Below are 18131 nucleotides of genomic sequence, written 5' to 3'. Positions count from 1 at the left end.
AACATTAATCAAGGATGTTTCATGCCTTTCGCAACCATCTCTGTCATTGGTCTCGGCTACATCGGCTTGCCTACAGCGGCCGTCTTCGCTTCACGCAAGAAACAGGTGATCGGAGTTGACGTTAATCAAAACGCGGTGGATATCATCAACCGCGGGCAGATTCATATCGTTGAGCCAGACCTGGACATGGTTGTGCATGCGGCGGTGACTGAAGGCTATCTACGCGCCACCACCCAGCCGGAACCCGCCGATGCTTTTCTGATTGCTGTGCCCACGCCGTTCAAGGGCGACCATGAACCGGACCTGAGCTACATCGAATCGGCCAGTAAAAGTATTGCCCCGGTGCTGAAGAAAGGCGATCTGGTCATTCTTGAATCGACATCTCCTGTCGGCGCCACCGAACAGATGGCCGCCTGGCTCGCCACAGCTCGTCCGGACCTGAGCTTCCCGCAAACCCACGGCGAAAGCTCTGACATTCGCATTGCTCACTGCCCAGAACGCGTACTGCCTGGCCACGTACTGCGTGAATTGGTACAAAACGATCGCGTTATCGGTGGCATGACGCCAAAATGCTCCGAATTAGCCATCAGCCTTTACAAGGTCTTCGTCCAGGGCGAATGCATCGTCACAAACGCCCGTACTGCCGAGATGTGCAAACTCACCGAAAACAGCTTCCGTGACGTGAATATCGCCTTCGCCAACGAACTCTCGATGATTTCCGACAAGCTGGAGATCAATGTCTGGGAATTGATTCGGTTGGCCAACCTCCACCCTCGCGTCAACATCCTACAACCTGGCCCTGGTGTCGGCGGCCACTGCATTGCGGTAGACCCATGGTTTATCGTCAGCAAGACACCGGAACAGGCACAGTTGATTCGCATAGCCCGCGAAGTGAATGACAGTAAGCCGCAATGGGTGATCGAAAAGGTAAAGCTGTCGGTGGCCGAATTCCTGCAAGCTAACCCTGAGAAAACCGCCAAGGAAGTGACCATTGCCTGTTTTGGGCTGGCCTTCAAGCCGGATATCGATGACTTGCGGGAAAGCCCGGCAGTGGCTATTACGCAGCAGATTGCGGCGATACACCCAGGGAGGGTGTTGGTAGTGGAGCCGAATATTTCCGAGTTGCCTGCGAAGCTGGCTGGCAAGTTGACACTCAACAGTTTGGAGCAGGCACTGGCAGAAACTGATGTAGTGGTGTTGCTGGTCGATCACAAGGAGTTCAAGGAAATTCCTTCAACTAGGCTCAATGACCGCAAAATTGTCGATACGCGTGGAGTCTGGACCGCATGAAGATTTTGGTCACCGGCGGTGCCGGCTTTATCGGTTCGGCGGTCATTCGTCACATCATCCGCAACACAGGCGATAGCGTGGTCAGCCTCGACAAGCTGACCTACGCAGGCAATCTCGAATCCCTGGCCGAAGTCAACTCCAGCGAGCGTTACACCTTCGAACATGCTGATATCTGCAACCGCGTAGAAGTCGAGCGGATATTCCGCGAGCATCAGCCGGATATGTTAATGCACTTGGCCGCCGAGTCCCATGTCGACCGCTCCATTGACGGGCCAGCAGCCTTCATCGAAACCAACATCGTCGGCACCTACACCCTGCTGGAAGTCGCTCGACAGTACTGGCAAGGCCTGGATGCGGCACGAAAGGTCGCCTTCCGCTTCCACCACATCTCGACTGACGAAGTGTATGGTGACCTGGAAAACCCCGAAGATTTGTTCACCGAAACTACCCCCTATGCACCCAGCTCGCCCTACTCGGCGAGCAAGGCCAGTTCCGACCATCTGGTTCGTGCCTGGCGCCGCACCTATGGCTTGCCTACGCTGGTGACCAATTGCTCGAACAACTACGGCCCTTATCATTTCCCCGAAAAACTGATTCCGCTGGTGATCCTCAATGCCTTGGAAGGCAAACCACTGCCGGTGTATGGCAGAGGTGACCAAATCCGCGACTGGCTCTACGTTGAGGATCACGCTCGCGCTTTATACAGCGTGCTGACCGCGGGGCAGATCGGCGAGACCTACAACATTGGCGGTCATAACGAGAAGCAGAACATCGAAGTCGTCCACACTATCTGTGATCTACTCGACGAACTGCGCCCTCTCACGAGCGCCGCGTCCCCCGCGATGCGAGCCAAAGACCTACCTAACGAACATCTCCGCTCCTACAAGGACCTAATCATCCATGTCCAGGACCGTCCCGGCCATGACCTACGCTACGCCATCGACGCCAGCAAAATTCAGTGCGAACTGGGCTGGACACCGAAAGAAACCTTCGAGTCGGGCATCCGCAAGACCGTCGAATGGTATCTAAATAATCTGGAGTGGTGCCGCCGCGTACAGGACGGCAGCTATCAACGTGAACGCCTCGGCGCTATTGAATAAGGATAGGCTACATATGAAAGGCATCATCCTGGCCGGTGGCTCCGGCACCCGGCTGTACCCTATCACCAAGGGTGTCTCCAAGCAGCTACTGCCGATCTACGATAAGCCGATGGTGTATTACCCGCTTTCGGTACTGATGCTCGCCGGCATCCGTGACATTCTGCTGATCAGTACTCCGGATGACATCGGTGGTTTCCAACGCCTGCTCGGCGATGGCAGTGAGTTCGGTGTAAACCTAAGTTATGCCGAACAGCTTCGCCCGGACGGTTTGGCCCAAGCCTTCATCATTGGTGAGGAGTTTATTGGCGGCGATTCGGTGTGCTTAGTGCTGGGCGACAATATCTTCTACGGCCAAGGATTCAGCACCATGCTGCGTAAGGCAACACAGGGCGAGAAGGGTGCAACGGTATTCGGCTATCAGGTGAAGGACCCCGAGCGCTTCGGCGTAGTCGAATTCGATGAAAACAAGCGCGCCGTTACCATTGAGGAAAAACCGCTCAAACCCAAATCCCACTTCGCTGTTACCGGACTGTACTTCTACGACAACGATGTGGTGGAAATCGCCAAACAAGTGAAGCCCTCAGCCCGAGGCGAGCTGGAAATCACAAGCATCAACCAGACCTATCTCGAGCGCGGCGATCTCAATGTCGAAGTGCTTGGCCGCGGTTTTGCCTGGCTGGATACCGGCACCCACGAAAGCCTGCTAGAAGCAAGCCACTTCGTCGAAACCATCGAGAAACGTCAAGGCTATAAAGTCGCCTGCCTGGAGGAAATTGCCTTTAACAATGGCTGGCTGAATGGCGATGATCTACGGCGTATTGGCCAGTCCCTGAGAAAGAATAGTTATGGCCAGTATCTGCTATCGTTGGCTAAGGAGTCGGAATGAGCAATAAACCGGTTTACGTCACCCAGCCCTACCTGCCGCCTCTGGAAGAGTTCGTCCCTTATTTGCAAAAGATCTGGGATAACAAGATACTCACCAATGGCGGACCGATGCACCAGCAATTAGAAGAGGCGCTGTGCGACTACCTCGGCGTCGAGCATATCGCCCTGTTCAATAATGGCACCATTGCCCTGCTGACAGCTCTGCAGGCGTTGCGTGTGACAGGCGAAGTGATCACCACACCCTATTCATTCGTTGCCACCGCCCACTCGCTTTTGTGGAACGGCATTAAGCCAGTCTTCGTGGATATCGACCCGCAAACCCTCAATCTCGACCCAACCAAAATCGAGGCGGCCATCACCCCACAGACCACAGCTATCATGCCGGTGCACTGCTACGGCAACCCATGTGACGTAGAATCCATTCAAAAAATCGCCGACAACTACAACTTGCGGGTAATCTATGATGCCGCTCACGCCTTCGGTGTTAAAGATTCCGGTGGCAGCATCCTCCGTCATGGCGACCTCAGTGCGTTGAGCTTCCACGCGACCAAGGTTTTCAATACCTTCGAAGGCGGCGCTATCATTTGCCCCGACGCTAAGACCAAGCAGCGTATCAATAATCTGAAGAACTTCGGCATTGTCGATGAGGTCACCGTAGTAGCCCCGGGCATCAACGGCAAGATGAGTGAAATCAACGCTGCCTTTGGCCTTCTGCAATTACAACACATTGATAAGATCATGATCCGTCGCCAAGAAATCGATCAGATCTATCGCGAACAACTGAAAACTATAAAAGGCGTTCGCTTGATCGAGGAGACCGGCCAGAAGGTCGCAAACTACTCCTACTTCCCGATTCTGATTGAAGCGGATTACCCGTTGAGCCGCGACGAGCTATACCAGAAGCTAAAAGAGAAAAACATTTTTGCCCGTCGTTACTTTTACCCGCTAATCAGCGAGTTCCCCATGTACCGCGGCATGCCATCGGCACAGCAAAACAACCTCCCAGTTGCGAATAAGATTGCCGAGAAAGTTCTTTGCCTGCCGATATACCCATCTCTTGACAACGATGACCTTGGCCGCATTATCAATGCTATAAAGGGGTATTGAAATGGGCTTTCTTACTCGTGAGCAAATCGACACAATGGGGTTTTCCTATGTCGGAGAAAACTCACGCCTGTCCGACAAAGCGTCCTATTACAATTGCGCCAATATCAGCGTTGGCAACAATGTACGCATTGATGACTTCTGCGTGCTCTCTGCTGGTCTCGGTGGAATCGAGATCGGCAACTACATTCATGTTGCCGTTTACACCTCGCTGATTGGTGCAGGGAAAATCACGCTGCACGACTTCAGCAATATTTCGTCAAAAGTTTCAATATATAGCAGTAATGATGACTACAGCGGTGCCAGCATGACCAACCCCATGGTGCCCGTGGAACTCACCAACGTCAGCCATGCGGATGTCACCATCGGTCGACACGTGATTATTGGCGCGGGCAGTGTCGTTCTTCCTGATGTAATCCTTGAAGACGGTGTGGCCGTTGGGGCATTGAGCTTGGTTTCGAAAAGCTGCAAGGCATTTGGGATTTATTCTGGGGTGCCCGCGAAGCGAATCAAGGAAAGGAAAACGACTCTTTTAGAGTTAGAAGGAAAACTCCTTACAAAGAAGAATCAATAAATGGAAGGCCTTAAAATACTTCATCTGGCAAATGATGAAAAATTTATTGACCAGGCAATAAAGGCTTTCGAACACGCAGCCCCTGGTGCAAACGACTTATATGTATACAGCAAAACACCATTAAAGTTCGTAAAGTCACCAGCAACAATACTGTCAGTATTATCTGTATTGACCGGTATGGCTTCCAGAAAATTTTTAAAGTATGACCTAGTCATAATTCACTCCCTCAACCCAGCCTGGTATAAAACAATATTAAAGCTACCCAGCACCCTGCCTCTTGTCTGGCTCGGCTGGGGCTATGATTATTACGACATAATATATGAGTCTCGAGAGGAAATGCTTCTCCCACTTACATGTCGAGAGCTAAAAAAAACAACTCTCAAAGATAGCACTCCAAAAAAAATAAAAACCTTTCTGAAAAATACTTTTTTTTTGAAAGATAAATCAAAAATAATACAAAGAATTAATTTCTTTTCGCCCGTCTTACCATCCGAGTACAATATGGTGAGCAAAAAACACTTAGGCGAAAAATTTCCGGAGTACGCCCTATGGAACTATGGCAATCTTGAAGAAGACTTTGTCAAAGGTTTCACAAATGGGCAGGTGAGCGGAAACTCTATTCTAATTGGCAATAGCGCCTCCGCCGAAAACAACCACTTAGACGCGTTCGATCTTCTGTCAAATTTTGGAATTTACAATAGAGATATTGTTTCACCTCTCAGCTATGGCGATGCACAATACAGAGATTTAATTTTAAACAACGGACGCAAGCTGTTCGGCCATCATTTTGAGCCGTTGATTGATTTCATACCTATCGACGATTATGTAAGGATCTTGGAGTCCTGCGGCTTTGTAATCATGAATCATGTTCGACAACAGGCCGTTGGCAACATTGTCATCATGCTTTATCTGGGAGCGAAAATATTTTTGCGACAAGAATGTCCAACTTATACTTTTTTTCGAGACCAGGGTGCCGTGATTTTCTCAATTCAAGAGCTTGAAAAAAACCCTGCACTTCTCAATGAGAGGCTGGACCATGCAACTATGATAGTCAACCGAACCATAGTAAAAAGCTGCTGGTCAAAAGAAGCTGCCAGCAACAAAACAATTAATTTATTAAGGCAAGTATGCCAGTCTTCATAACATGAATATAAAGAAAATAGCTGCTTTTGCGGTTGGTCCTATTGGCGGTGCCGCATTAGGCTTCATTACATTGCCAATCATTACCTGGTTTTACTCACCCGAAGATATTGGTCGAATAGCCATGCTTCAGGTCATGTCCAGTTTTTGCATTCTGCTGTTCAGCCTAGGGTTAGATCAGGTATATATCCGTGAATACCACGAAGCTGAGCACAAGCCTGCTCTACTGAAAGCCTCCCTGCTACCTGGCTTCCTGTTGCTGACTGCTGGACTACTTCTCTGTTTATTAGTACCTGACTTTATTTCTAATACGTTGTTCTCCGTGGACAGTTTACTGATAAGCGTGTTGATATCCGCATGCATGCTCGCTGCGTTTATATCTCGTTTTTTGTCGCTGATCTTACGCATGCAGGAAAAAGGCTTGGCTTTTTCTATGAGTCAAGTTTTGCCAAAGCTCCTATTTCTCGCAACCATTGGCACCTATGTTCTTTTCTCGTTTGGCTTTGATCTTCTTCACTTGGTAATAGCCCACACGCTTTCTATCGTGACTGTAACCCTAATATATGCCTGGAATACCCGTCAGGAATTGCTCACCGCTTTACAACAGAAAATAGATATAGAACAATTGAAGGCCATGCTGCGCTTTGGCACACCGTTGATTATGGGTGGAGCCGCCTTCTGGGGGCTGACTGCCATGGATAAGTTATTCCTGCGCAGCTTTTCCACCTTTGAAGAGCTGGGCATCTATTCAGTAGCAGCTAGTTTTGCATCAGCGGCCATTATTTTCCAAAGTATTTTCTCAACCGTCTGGGCTCCCACCGTTTACAGGTGGGCAGCTGAAGGAATCAATAATGAAAAAATAGACCAAGTGACAGAGTATGTACTTGCCGCTGTCGTATTTTTATTTGTACTGGCTGGCCTTTTTTCCTGGCTCGTAAACTATCTGCTGCCCGAAAAATATGAGAAAGTTCAATATCTTTTGGTTGTCTGCATGGCTTACCCACTATTTTATACACTTTCTGAAACAACCGTGGTTGGCCTCGGTATCACTCGTAAAAGTAGTTATGCCATGATTGCCTCCCTGATTGCAGTATTGGTCAATATAATAGGAAACTATCTTCTAGTGCCTACCTATGGTGCTGCAGGTGCAAGCGTATCTACAGCCATTGCTTTCTGGACTTTTTTGGTCTGCCGCACCGAGTTTTCCTGCCTTGTTTGGCGGAAAATTCCACGCCTAAAATTATATGGCACTACGTTCGTATGTCTGGTGACTGCAGTAGCCACGTCAATATTCGGCGAAGCCCATCAGGCCGTAGCAACTTTGGCATGGATATTAATTGGGATTGTAGGCTTTTTGCTTTTCAAAACCTCACTTCGCGCTGCAAAGTTACAAATACATAGCGCAAATATATTTGGAAGGCGGCACTCTCCATGCCAGCCAAATATACACAAGCAGAAAAAAATGGAAGAAAACTGAATGTTTATAGTTCTCTCATTGTTATTCTCAATCCTGGGACTTTTCTCCACCAGCAAACCAAAAATTACATTATTATTGTTTTTTTTGCTTGCCGCAGCTGTACCATCATCTTCTGCTTTCGAAAAAATCGTGTCCAATTATGGAATGTATTTTTACGAGTCATTCATATTGACAGCTGCAATAATTTACCTAATAAAAAAACCAAGAGCCATCTTCAGGAAAGAGTTCAAAACACAGCTTCTCACAATCATCATGCTATTTTTATATTTGGCTATTGGCTCAGTTATATATGGAATGGATAAATATCTTCTCAGGGAAATTCGCTTAATTTTGTGCATAGCGCTACCGCTACTAATGATACCCGCAATCAATAAAATCAGCCTTACAGAAACAGAAATTAGCAAAATAGTAATTGTCACATCAATTCTTCATGCCATTGCATTTTTCGCGCTCGCAACCAATATTCTATCGGTGTCTAATGTTTATTATTCCGAAGAAAACAAATATAGATATTCTGGGTTTTCCACATATTTGTGCGCCGCCTTCATAATATTTTCAGCCACCAACAAAGAAAAATTTACTAGAAAGTTTCTATTCCATATTGCCAATATATTGGCTGTCGCTGTTATTTTGATAGCCGGATCGCGGATTATGATATTCGGATTGATACTATCACTAATGCTCGCATCAACCAAAAGCGTTAAGAACTTTGCTTACTCAGTAGGCGTGGCGCTTGTAATGTGTCTTACTTTTTTTTACGTAGCCCAATCATTAGAAACCGATAGACTTAACAGTACATTCGACGTAGAAAAATTGACCACTCAGCTTGCAATTAGACTATCTCCAGCAACAAACTATTTGGAAAGCGCAGGACCAATTCAAACTGTTTTTGGTCATGGGTTAGGAGCAACTTTTGAGATCCCGTGGTTTGAATATCAAAACCTCGACACAAAACACAATACCATTGACTCTGCATATCCAACGCTATGGGTGAAGATCGGCATTTTCTCTATCCTGTACATATATGCACTAATTAAAATCGCAGCCTTCAATCAAGCTAACAAAACAAGAAAAGCAATATATGTATTTTTACTGATAACAATGCTGACCACGTCACTCCCTTATCAGCCGTTATTTTCTGTTTTTATCCTATTCATGCTGATATTAAGCAGGATGGTTTATGAAAAGGTCGAGCCCAGCCATGCAAATTAAAGTATGTCATATCGCACACCAGTCTTGGCCATCCATTTGTGGCTCCGTCTCTCGCCTAGAAAATATACTAGCTGCCCAGAAAAAATCAGGCATTGATGTTTTCGTAATTAGTTCACCTTTCCAGGCGGGCGAAACATCAGAACAAATTGAAAGAAATAATGGCGTCGAATACCACCGGTGCAACGCAGCCAATCATGGCTCCGAAGGAATAAAAAACCATCGCACTCTGCTAGAGCGCATGAAAAGAGGACTATCAATTATCTCCTTCACGAGAGATGTAATTGATATCTGCAAACGAGAGAACCCCGACATCATACATGCCCATGCCACTTTTTTAATGGGGATACCTGCTCTAATTGCCGGCTTCGTCTTGAAAAAGCGCGTTGTCTATGAAATGCGCTCAACATGGGAAGATGACATTCACGGCGGCGCATTTATAAATCTTCAGAGACGCATAATAAAGTTTTTAGAGTCGTTCACGGGAAGGAAAAGTGATTTCATATTTTTCGTTTCGAAAGGAATCATGCACCATTATTACTCGGAAGAGCCAGAAAACTATAAGGTCATATACAACTGCGTACTCCTCCCCCATAGTCAGCAGCAAGAAAGCAAAGCGACAACGAAACCTCACTCATTTGGCTACGTTGGATCAATTGTTTTTTATGAAGGGCTTGAGACGCTTATTAATGCAACGGCTTCTCTTTTAAAACAACGCAATGACTTCCAGGTAAATATTTACGGGGACGGTAAGGAAAAACTTCGTCTGGAAGCCCTCGCTGAGGAGGCCGGCGTATTAAATGTAATAAAATTTCATGGAAGAGTTGATTTCTCTAATATTCAGGATGCGTACTCAGTAATTGACACCATCGTCTTACCAAGAAAAGATCTCCCCATCACGCAAAAAGTGGCAGGTTTGAAGCCAGTTGAAGCTTTCGCATACAAAAAATTAGTACTTGCATCCGATGTCGGTGGTATGCGCGAACTATTTACCGACAAAGTTCATGGTTACCTTGTTGAGCCAGAGAACGCTGAAAAGCTGTCTGATTTTATGAGTCTGGCTATTGACGGCAAGCTAAACGCTAAAGAAATCACAGATATTACTTTTGAGTACTACACTGAAAACTTTACTATAGAATCCATGGGAATCCAGTATTCAGACTCATACAAAAAGGTTCTAGGGAAATGAGACCATTTGAATCGAGCAGTCACATCACTATTTTCGGGGTTAAACTTTCCACTCTAAATATGGAAGAAACTGTCGAGTATCTTTTATCTGAAGATGCTAACAGCTCTCCTATCATAAGAGAGGATTTGAATGCTTTCAAAGCGTGCTTGAAGAAAAAAAATTCAGATGTTAGTAACGCACTGGAATGCGCTGACATTGTAAACGCAGATGGCATGTCTATTGTATATGCCGTACAGTTCCTAAATGGAATCAAGATACCTCGGGTTACTGGCTGCGATCTATTCTCAAGGCTACTAAGCGAATCACACAGGAGACAGAAAAGTGTTTTTCTTCTCGGAGCAAATGAAGACGTCGTAAAAGAGCTCGTCCGAAAATTAACAGACCAATATTCTAAAAAACTTATTGCCGGGTTTAGAAATGGATACTTCCAGAAAACGGATTGGAATAAAATCATAGGGGAAATTGAGACAAGCAAGGCGGACTTCTTATTCATAGGTACGCCTTCGCCTCAGAAGGAAGAATTTCTCAACTACGCGAAAACCAAAATCAAAAGACGAATAGTAATCATGGGGGTCGGAGGCTCTTTTGATGTCCTGTCTGGAAAAACCAGCCGAGCTCCCGTATGGATGCAAAGTTATGGATTAGAGTGGTTTTTTAGGCTGGCACAAGAACCACGACGCATGTGGAAGCGCTATCTGACCACAAATTCGAAATTTGTCCTTCTACTGCTCCAGGAAAAATGCAAGCAGTTGAGGACGAAGTAAAACTTTCCGGCTTGCCATTGCTATATCGGGCTCAAAATCTACTTCCTAGATATCTGGCTTCAGGGTACCGGAAAGCACTGCAGGCAGTAAGCAAACTGGGGTGAATATAAGCAATCTAGCCATCTGTTACCGCCTGCTGGAAATGATCTGTGCGTTCGAGCTTGCAAGCGGGCCTAGCCGGTGCCTTGCCAAATGGCTGACCGCCAGCGTGGGGATATCCACCAGTGTTGGGTCAAACCGGCGAAAGCTGCGCATTAGTTAGGCTGGAAAGCTGAGCGAGCTTGCCGGAAAAGATGATACCCGACGTTGGCAGTCCCTCAAACGCTGGGGTATGGAGCCTAGGACTTTCATGCAAGAATTTTCTTGGTCATGCTTGAGCCAGTTGTACTGCGGATTCCACTTCAGCAACACATAATCTGTGGAGCAGGCTGCCCGCGAAGCTTTTACCGCGGCCGGCTTTCACTAGTAAGCTCGCCCTACAGAAAGCGGCAACCTAATGCAACATAATAGTGCGCAATCGTAACTACTCCATGAACCGCATATTCAAACCTTGCTGCTGAGGGTCGATGCTGTACCTCCCGATTTCGTTAAGAAGTCCGCCCTTATGATGCGGTCCGACGCAAAGACGAAACAGTCTTTGTGTACCCCAAGGCCAACGACTTCCGAAATCCATCGACGGCCTCGCCGCGTTGGTCGAGCTGGACATTAAAGTAGCCACTCTCACCTAGCTAAACGTGCCCCCTATTTTCTGACCTTATGGGCCTCATAGCCCGCTTGCAAACTATCGCGGCTTTAGTGATCTATACGCACTCAGATAATTAGAGCACGGTAATGATAAAAAAGTGCCTAAAACAGCCCTAACCAAGCACTCCCGCCTTGCAAAACAGGCACGGTCTGCAATACCCTTCACACCTAACCGCCCTCAGGGATTATCCTTCAAAAGGAGCATGAACATGAAAAAGCTACTGGTCTTGGCCCTCGTTACCTCCATCAGTCTGCCTTTGATGGCTGCTGAAACAGCTCCTGCAAAAGCGCCTACTACGACCGCCACAGCACCTGAGGCAACCTCGGGCCTATCCCTGTCGACGCCGATCGCAGGTGCCGTAACAGTTGGCACTGGTTTGGCCATTGGCGCGGGTCTTGTCGCTATCGGCGTCGCAGCTTCCAACAGCAGTGGTGGTGGAAACGACGGTACCCCAGGCACTACTGGTGGTGGCACCTCGGGCACTTCTGGTACTACTGGCACCGCTCGGTAACAGCTCCCCGCTTAAAGTTCGATACGCTAACCTCCCAGCCCTGCTGGGAGGTTTTGTTTTGCATATTCCCTTCGAGCAATTTCGACAATGAATCGCGCGCTTCCCTTGGCCATGCTGGTTGGCCTGACCCTGCAAGGCTGTATTTTCTCCCCTGGTCAGCACATGGACACAGGTAATCTGATACGTGAAGGTTCACCCGAAAGCAGCCGGATCGAGCTGGTGCCGATTACACCTAAGCTGGTCGCTATCGAAGCGGCCTCTGACCATTCGAACGTGGTTGCCCCTGAGCTGATGAGCTACCTGCCCGCTGAGTATCGTATTGGTGCAGGCGATCTTGTTTACATTACAGTCTGGGACCATCCGGAGCTGACGGCGCCCTCCGGCCCGCAGCAGCAGATTGAAGCCAACGGTCGCTTGGTTCGTCCCGACGGTTCTCTTTTCTATCCATATGTAGGAACGATCGAAGCCGCTGGCAAAACCATCGAAGATCTTCGGTCAATTATTGCTTCACGCTTGGCCAAGGTTGTCGCTGAACCCCAAGTTGATGTCAGCATTCTGCGCTTTGTTAGCCAGAAGGTTGTTCTCTCAGGCGCTTTTGGAAAGACCGGCCAAGTACCTATCACCAATATACCTCTGAGTCTGCTGGATGCTGTGGGTCAAGGCTCGGTGCAGGTCGGCACCGCCGATATTTCCGGCCTGGTGCTCAAGCGCGACGGTCGTGAGTACGTCATCGATCTCGACTCGCTCAACCGCAAGAACTCGAAGCTTCACAATCTTTACCTCAAAGATGGTGACCAACTGCACCTGCCGTACAACGACCAGAAAAAAGTCTATGTATTGGGTGAAGTTGTCGCAACGCGCGCCCTTTTCTTCAAGGGTAGTAACATGAACCTCACCGATGCTATTGGCAGTGTTGGCGGCTTGCGCCAGGAAACTTCCAGTGGCAAAGAGGTTTATGTGATCCGCGGGGTAGAGAATCTTGCGGATGAACCCGTCAAGGTCTTTCAGATTGACCTGAAGTCGCCTTCAGCCTTTGCCCTTGCGCAGCACTTCAAATTGCAACCGCAGGATGTGGTTTATGTCGGCCCGGCCGATGTCACCCGCTGGAACCGCTTTATCAGCCAGGTATTCCCGACAGCTAACCTGTTGAGTACGGGTGTCGGTATTCAGGAAGACTTGGGCAACAACTAAGAACTGGAATTCTTGTGAAATTTCTGCGACTGGCCGCTATATCGGCGGCCTCCTTGCTGGTGACCGCCTGCAATCCGTTGATGACCGCTTCCCTGGACACGCTCAAGGCCGCTTTCGAAGGACCTAAGCCCCTGGAACTCACCCGCCAACAGGTGGATGCGACTCCGTACTACCAGATCACCATTGCGGCACCTACGGGTGAAGCCGTGATGGCGTTGGTGCGTCTGCAGGATGGTGTTGGATTCTGGATGGCCTCAAGTCGCCAGATCCTGATGCTTGAGGATGGCCTGGCCATTCGCAGTGTCGGTTTCAATGACAACCTCGATGGCACCCGCTTTGAAGGTGAATCACCCTTCAAGACCGGTCTACACCGCATCGTCGATGGCCTGCAAACCCGTCGCCAGGTGGACTTCACCGATGGTTATCAGATGGGTGTGATCCTCACCAGCCGCTTCGAGAAAAAAGGCCTGGAAACCGTACACATCCTCGACCGCGACGTGGAGTTATTGCGCGTGGACGAGGATATCGCAATGGACGGCCTGGGCTTCAGCGCGCGGAACCAGTACTGGGTCGACCCGGCCGACGGCTTCATCATGGCCAGTGTGCAGCACCTGACCCCCGAATTGCCCCTACGCATTGTTCAAGTGCGCCCGAATAAGCCGGTAGTGCAATGATTCTTCGTTCCTCCTGGCTGCTTTGCTGCAGCCTGTTCATGACGTTTGCCGTTAATGCCGAATCGCAGGTAACCGTGCAAGGCGATGCCACCAAACCCGGGCGTTACTCGTTCAAGGAAGGCACTCGCCTGCATGACGTTTTGCTGCCAGCCCAGGTTAGTCCGAAGGCTTACCTGCTCGGTGCTGCGTGGTTGCATGTCCCGTTGCGCAATGCGCAGGAGCGCCTCAAGTTAGGCGTACTCTTTGATCTTGCAACTGTGCGAAGCAACGCGCTGCAGGATGACGAGACCGAGTTGGCCGCGCTGGCCGCGCGCCTCAGCGACAAAGTGCAAGCCATGCCGGTGACTGGTCGCAGGGTGGCTCAGCTCGATCCGGTTCGGGTTGAACTGAATCGTGGGGACAATCCCTACCTGAGCAATGGTGATGTGCTGCTCTACCCTGCCCGTCCTACCACAGTAAAGGTTGTGGGTGCGGTGCTGGGTGAATGCGAGCTGGCGTACCAGCCTTTGCAGCCGGCCATCGGCTATCTGAAAAGCTGTCCGCGTGATCCTGGCGCCGACGCCGATCAGCTCTTTATCGTCCAGCCGGATGGGCGCGTTTTCCAGCAAGGTATCGCGCTCTGGAACGAAACCAAATCCGTACCGCCCGCGCCGGGAGCACGCATTTATGTGCCGCTGCGCAGTAGCGCCAAGGGCGATCCTACGCCCGACCTGAATACCGAACTGGCCGCTTTCATCGCCACCCAGCCGCTGCTGGAGGTGAAGCCATGAAGTATCACTTGATCCCTTGCCTGTTGCTCGGCTGCTGCACATGGGCGGTGGCCGAGCCGCGTTACACGCAGAGTGACTTTGGTGGCGTAGGTCTATTGCAAACACCCACGGCGCGTATGGCACCGGCTGGCGAGTTATCCTTGACTGCGAGCCGTACTGATCCGTACAGCCGCTACAGCGTGTCCTTTCAGCCATTTGACTGGCTGGAGGGATCGTTCCGATACACCTCCATCACTAACCGCGCTTATGGTGCGGAAGAATTGAGCGGCGATCAAAGTTTCAAGGATAAAGCGATTGATGCCAAGGTACGTCTGCTCGAAGAAAGCCACTGGATGCCTCAGGTAGCGCTGGGCGCTCGCGATATCGGTGGTACTGGTCTGTTTTCCAGCGAGTATTTTGTTGGCAACAAACGAGTGGGCAATTTCGATCTCAGCCTGGGTTTGGCTTGGGGCTATATCGGTAACCGCGGCGATATCGACAACCCTTTGGGTTATATCGACGACAAGTTCAACCACCGCCCGGACTCAACAGGTTTGGTTGATACTTCGGGTAGCTTCAATGCAGACAGCTATTTCCGAGGCTCCCCTTCCTTCTTCGGCGGCGTGACCTATCAAACCCCATGGGATCCGCTGTCGCTCAAGCTGGAATACGAAGGCAACGACTACAAGCACGAACCGCTGCAGAATAACCAGGTCCAGGACTCCCCGATCAACCTCGGTCTGGTGTTCAAAGCCAACGACACGGTTGACCTCCACGCCGCCTGGGAGCGCGGCAACACCGCAATGTTCGGCATTACCCTGCACACAAACTTTGCCACTCGCAAGGCACCAACCAAAAGCTTCGACCCGAAGCCCGAACCCGTGCCGGATGTCAAACCAACGACCGCTCCCACCGACGTTCAATGGGCCGGCGTCGCCAAGCGTTTGCAGAACAACGCAGGTTATACCGTCTCGCGCATTACCCAACGCGATTCCGAGCTGATCGTCTACGGCGAACAGGGCCGCTATTTCCATACCCCGAAAGCTGTCGGCCGGGCTTCGCGCATTCTCGATAACAGCGTCAACGACAAGATCGACTGGTTCACCATGGTCGACACGCGCTATAGCCTGCCGGTCCAGGAAGTCAGCCTGCCACGAGACACTTTCCGTGAAGTGGTTCAGGAAGACCGACCGCTGGAAGACCTGCGCCGGGTCACTGAGCAAAACGTCCCCGTGCCGCATCAGGAAAAGACCCTGTTCGCGCAGAAGCCTGATCCGTTCACCTATGGCCTGGGCCTGGGCTATAAACAAAACGTCGGTGGCCCCGACGGGTTCCTGTTGTACCAGTTCAGTGCGGACCTGAGCGCCGAGTATCGATTCCAGCCAGATTTGTGGTGGAGCGGCACCCTGAGCGCCAACCTGGCGAACAACTATGACAAGTTCAAGTACGACGCCCCCAGCGGCCTGCCGCGTGTGCGTACGGATCTGCGTCAATACATGACGACGTCGGACGTAACGATGCCGACCTTCCAGATGAACAAGGTCAAGCAGCTGGACCAGGACCTGTACGGCATGCTCTACGGCGGTTATCTGGAGTCGATGTACGCCGGCGTCGGCGGTGAAGCGTTGTACCGTCCGATGGGCGAGCGCTGGGCCGTAGGCGTGGACATGAACTGGGTCAAGCAGCGCGATTTCGATCAAGGCTTCGGGCTGCGTGACTACAGTACGATTACCGGGAATGCCACGCTCTACTACCGCAGTTCGTTCCAGGACATCCTCGGCGCGCTCAGTGTCGGGCGCTACCTGGCCAAGGATCTGGGGGTCACCCTGGACCTGTCCCGTGAGTTCAGCAATGGCGTGCGGTTCGGTGGTTGGGTGACGGTCACCAACGCAACCAAGGACGAATACGGCGAGGGTAGTTTCGGCAAGGGTATCTACTTCTCGATTCCGTTCGATGAATTGATGTCCAGTTCCACCACCCGCCGCGCCTCACTGGCCTGGTCACCGCTAACCCGAGACGGTGGCGCTGCCTTGGCTCGCAGCTACTCGCTGTACTCGCTGACGGAGCGGCGCAACATCGACCTGTTCCACAACAACTTCTACAAGGTCACCGAATGAAGCAGCGGATTTTGCGTGTCCTGCCCAAGCTGGCGTTTTTCGTGATCCTGCTGGTGCTTTGTTTCGCCGGCATGCGCGGCGAGCCAGTGCCGCAGGTATTCGAGAATCAGGACAAGCTGCACCACTGGGCGGGGTTCTTTTGTCTGACGGTGAGCGCCTTTTTGGCGTTCCCCGGAACCCGGCTGATCTGGTTGCTGGTTTTGCCGCTGCTGGGTTCGATGTTAATCGAGCTGGAGCAGAGCTTGATGCCGCTGCGCACTGCGTCCCTGGGTGACATGGGGGCTAATGCGCTGGGGGTTTTGTGTGGGATGGTGGTTATTCTGGCGTGGCGTGGATATCAGGGTAGGAAGCTCAAGAAAGCTTCGCTGGTGACGTCGGAATGCATTGACTGATCAGGTTAGTAGGAAACTCCTTGCTTGCGGAGGTGGTGTGTCAGACGATTTGAAGGTTGTTTGACACAGCGCGTTCGTGAGCAAGCACTGCTCACATTTGCTTTATTCAGTACCCTCCTCTCGTGCCTATTCATTGCACATCAATGCAACATCGCTATTCAGCGAATCTTCCTACCTGAACCTCCTCCTTTTCTGACTTCTTTTCTTTCTGATCCCCGGCAAAGTCGCGTGCGCTCTATTCGTTGACGGGAAGGCTGAGGGTGCGAAGGCGGTCCTACATTCGCTCATTTTCGAGGACGTCCTCGTCGGAGATTTCCTTCAAGTTTTAGCGGTTTGCATGAACTGGTGCAGAGTGAGTTCCATGGGTAGTCTTTCGTTGTCACTGCCAATGCGGTGGCGGGGTGTAGGAACCCGTGTTTGCTCATCGCGCATCATCGCTGTCGTTTGATTGCGGCACTCAACTCGAGTCCGCAAGATCGTTCGCGGCGGCTGTGCGCGGGACACGCTTCGGCGTGGCTGAGGTTCATGAGCACTCGGTTTCCTACTCCCGCGCACGGCTGCCACCCTAGTCCGTAGGAAGGCTACTGGCGGTCCACATCTACGCTTATGGACTTCATAGAATGACAACAATTACTCCCGACTCACCCTACATAAAACCAATCCCCCACCCCGAAAACCGCTTCAAGGCGCTCACCAACAATTGCAGCGACATGCCCACCCTCTTCGTCGATACCCAGGCGCCACTGGATGTGCTGGTCGACGCGGCCAACCATCGGATTCAGGCCGTGACCCAGGTGCTGGAAAACCTGTCCATGCGCGGTTCGATCGAGTGCGACTCGTTCATTCTCAGTGACTTTGCCTTGCTCTGCGCCGTTCCGTTGCGGGATGGGTGTGATGTGCTGGAGGTGATTGGGCGGCGGTTGCGGCCGCGGGCTTCGGGGGGTGTTTAGGGGTGGATGAAAAATAAAAACTCAACAAATCCGTGACCGCGCCGACACCCTGTCAAAGCCTCACGGATCG

At 50.6% G+C, this 18131-nt stretch carries 17 protein-coding genes; all 17 read left to right on the top strand.

Annotated features, from left to right (window positions below; all coding sequences use genetic code 11):
* Positions 1 to 21: 21 nt before the first annotated feature.
* Positions 22 to 1290, top strand: coding sequence for a UDP-N-acetyl-D-mannosamine dehydrogenase (wecC, locus tag ACA067_RS08575; RefSeq protein ID WP_497461386.1), 1269 nt, complete (start codon positions 22 to 24; stop codon positions 1288 to 1290).
* Positions 1287 to 2390, top strand: coding sequence for a dTDP-glucose 4,6-dehydratase (gene rfbB, locus ACA067_RS08570; RefSeq protein ID WP_497461385.1), 1104 nt, complete (start codon positions 1287 to 1289; stop codon positions 2388 to 2390). The genes wecC and rfbB overlap by 4 nt, the downstream gene beginning before the upstream one ends.
* Positions 2391 to 2403: 13 nt before the next feature.
* Positions 2404 to 3276 carry a glucose-1-phosphate thymidylyltransferase RfbA gene (gene rfbA, locus ACA067_RS08565; RefSeq protein WP_497461384.1) on the top strand — a complete coding sequence of 291 codons (873 nt, stop codon included), beginning with the start codon at positions 2404 to 2406 and terminating at the stop codon, positions 3274 to 3276.
* A complete protein-coding gene (locus ACA067_RS08560; RefSeq protein WP_497461383.1) occupies positions 3273 to 4382 on the top strand; it encodes a DegT/DnrJ/EryC1/StrS family aminotransferase in 1110 nt (369 codons plus the stop codon). The genes rfbA and ACA067_RS08560 overlap by 4 nt, the downstream gene beginning before the upstream one ends.
* A gap of 1 nt (position 4383) precedes the next feature.
* Positions 4384 to 4953: an acyltransferase gene (locus tag ACA067_RS08555; RefSeq protein WP_497461382.1), complete on the top strand. Its 570-nt coding sequence runs from the start codon at positions 4384 to 4386 to the stop codon at positions 4951 to 4953.
* The gene (locus ACA067_RS08550; protein WP_497461381.1) at positions 4954 to 6096 is read left to right on the top strand and encodes a TDP-N-acetylfucosamine:lipid II N-acetylfucosaminyltransferase family protein; all 1143 of its coding nucleotides are present in this window, start codon (positions 4954 to 4956) and stop codon (positions 6094 to 6096) included.
* A 1-nt stretch (position 6097) separates the two neighbouring features.
* Positions 6098 to 7570, top strand: a complete 1473-nt coding sequence (locus tag ACA067_RS08545; protein WP_497461380.1) for a lipopolysaccharide biosynthesis protein — start codon at positions 6098 to 6100, stop codon at positions 7568 to 7570.
* Complete coding sequence (locus ACA067_RS08540; protein WP_497461379.1) at positions 7571 to 8782, top strand: DUF6369 family protein; 1212 nt, start codon at positions 7571 to 7573, stop codon at positions 8780 to 8782. It abuts the gene before it with no gap.
* Entirely contained in the window at positions 8772 to 9968 is a 1197-nt protein-coding gene (locus ACA067_RS08535; RefSeq protein WP_497461378.1) for a glycosyltransferase, read from the top strand. The genes ACA067_RS08540 and ACA067_RS08535 overlap by 11 nt, the downstream gene beginning before the upstream one ends.
* Positions 9965 to 10732: a WecB/TagA/CpsF family glycosyltransferase gene (locus ACA067_RS08530; RefSeq protein WP_497461377.1), complete on the top strand. Its 768-nt coding sequence runs from the start codon at positions 9965 to 9967 to the stop codon at positions 10730 to 10732. Before ACA067_RS08535 ends, ACA067_RS08530 begins: the two co-directional genes overlap by 4 nt.
* A 953-nt stretch (positions 10733 to 11685) precedes the next feature.
* Entirely contained in the window at positions 11686 to 11988 is a 303-nt protein-coding gene (locus ACA067_RS08525; RefSeq protein WP_497461376.1) for a hypothetical protein, read from the top strand.
* Positions 11989 to 12075: 87 nt separating this feature from the next.
* Positions 12076 to 13179, top strand: coding sequence for a polysaccharide biosynthesis/export family protein (locus tag ACA067_RS08520; RefSeq protein ID WP_497461375.1), 1104 nt, complete (start codon positions 12076 to 12078; stop codon positions 13177 to 13179).
* A 14-nt stretch (positions 13180 to 13193) separates the two neighbouring features.
* A complete protein-coding gene (locus ACA067_RS08515) occupies positions 13194 to 13853 on the top strand; it encodes a YjbF family lipoprotein (protein WP_497461374.1) in 660 nt (219 codons plus the stop codon).
* Entirely contained in the window at positions 13850 to 14623 is a 774-nt protein-coding gene (locus ACA067_RS08510) for a capsule biosynthesis GfcC family protein (RefSeq protein WP_497461373.1), read from the top strand. The genes ACA067_RS08515 and ACA067_RS08510 overlap by 4 nt, the downstream gene beginning before the upstream one ends.
* Positions 14620 to 16719, top strand: coding sequence for a YjbH domain-containing protein (locus ACA067_RS08505; protein WP_497461372.1), 2100 nt, complete (start codon positions 14620 to 14622; stop codon positions 16717 to 16719). The genes ACA067_RS08510 and ACA067_RS08505 overlap by 4 nt, the downstream gene beginning before the upstream one ends.
* Positions 16716 to 17111 (top strand): VanZ family protein, encoded by a 396-nt coding sequence (locus ACA067_RS08500; RefSeq protein WP_497461371.1) that lies wholly within the window; start codon positions 16716 to 16718, stop codon positions 17109 to 17111. Before ACA067_RS08505 ends, ACA067_RS08500 begins: the two co-directional genes overlap by 4 nt.
* 620 nt (positions 17112 to 17731) lie before the next feature.
* On the top strand, positions 17732 to 18061 hold the full coding sequence (locus ACA067_RS08495) for a hypothetical protein (protein ID WP_497461370.1): 330 nt from the start codon (positions 17732 to 17734) through the stop codon (positions 18059 to 18061).
* Positions 18062 to 18131: the final 70 nt, after the last annotated feature.

It is taken from the genome of Pseudomonas sp. LBUM1674, assembly GCF_059695635.1.
The sequence above is the reverse complement of the archived record's forward strand: the minus strand, read 5'-3'. Positions and strand labels throughout refer to the sequence as shown.

Excerpts from the sequence above, each read along its gene's own strand:
- wecC (WP_497461386.1), top strand. The coding sequence starts at position 22 with ATGCCTTTCGCAACCATCTCTGTCATTGGTCTCGGCTACATCGGCTTG.
- rfbB (WP_497461385.1), top strand. The coding sequence starts at position 1,287 with ATGAAGATTTTGGTCACCGGCGGTGCCGGCTTTATCGGTTCGGCGGTC.
- rfbA (WP_497461384.1), top strand. The coding sequence starts at position 2,404 with ATGAAAGGCATCATCCTGGCCGGTGGCTCCGGCACCCGGCTGTACCCT.
- ACA067_RS08560 (WP_497461383.1), top strand. The coding sequence starts at position 3,273 with ATGAGCAATAAACCGGTTTACGTCACCCAGCCCTACCTGCCGCCTCTG.
- ACA067_RS08555 (WP_497461382.1), top strand. The coding sequence starts at position 4,384 with ATGGGCTTTCTTACTCGTGAGCAAATCGACACAATGGGGTTTTCCTAT.
- ACA067_RS08550 (WP_497461381.1), top strand. The coding sequence starts at position 4,954 with ATGGAAGGCCTTAAAATACTTCATCTGGCAAATGATGAAAAATTTATT.
- ACA067_RS08545 (WP_497461380.1), top strand. The coding sequence starts at position 6,098 with ATGAATATAAAGAAAATAGCTGCTTTTGCGGTTGGTCCTATTGGCGGT.
- ACA067_RS08540 (WP_497461379.1), top strand. The coding sequence starts at position 7,571 with ATGTTTATAGTTCTCTCATTGTTATTCTCAATCCTGGGACTTTTCTCC.
- ACA067_RS08535 (WP_497461378.1), top strand. The coding sequence starts at position 8,772 with ATGCAAATTAAAGTATGTCATATCGCACACCAGTCTTGGCCATCCATT.
- ACA067_RS08530 (WP_497461377.1), top strand. The coding sequence starts at position 9,965 with ATGAGACCATTTGAATCGAGCAGTCACATCACTATTTTCGGGGTTAAA.
- ACA067_RS08525 (WP_497461376.1), top strand. The coding sequence starts at position 11,686 with ATGAAAAAGCTACTGGTCTTGGCCCTCGTTACCTCCATCAGTCTGCCT.
- ACA067_RS08520 (WP_497461375.1), top strand. The coding sequence starts at position 12,076 with ATGAATCGCGCGCTTCCCTTGGCCATGCTGGTTGGCCTGACCCTGCAA.
- ACA067_RS08510 (WP_497461373.1), top strand. The coding sequence starts at position 13,850 with ATGATTCTTCGTTCCTCCTGGCTGCTTTGCTGCAGCCTGTTCATGACG.
- ACA067_RS08505 (WP_497461372.1), top strand. The coding sequence starts at position 14,620 with ATGAAGTATCACTTGATCCCTTGCCTGTTGCTCGGCTGCTGCACATGG.
- ACA067_RS08500 (WP_497461371.1), top strand. The coding sequence starts at position 16,716 with ATGAAGCAGCGGATTTTGCGTGTCCTGCCCAAGCTGGCGTTTTTCGTG.
- ACA067_RS08495 (WP_497461370.1), top strand. The coding sequence starts at position 17,732 with ATGACAACAATTACTCCCGACTCACCCTACATAAAACCAATCCCCCAC.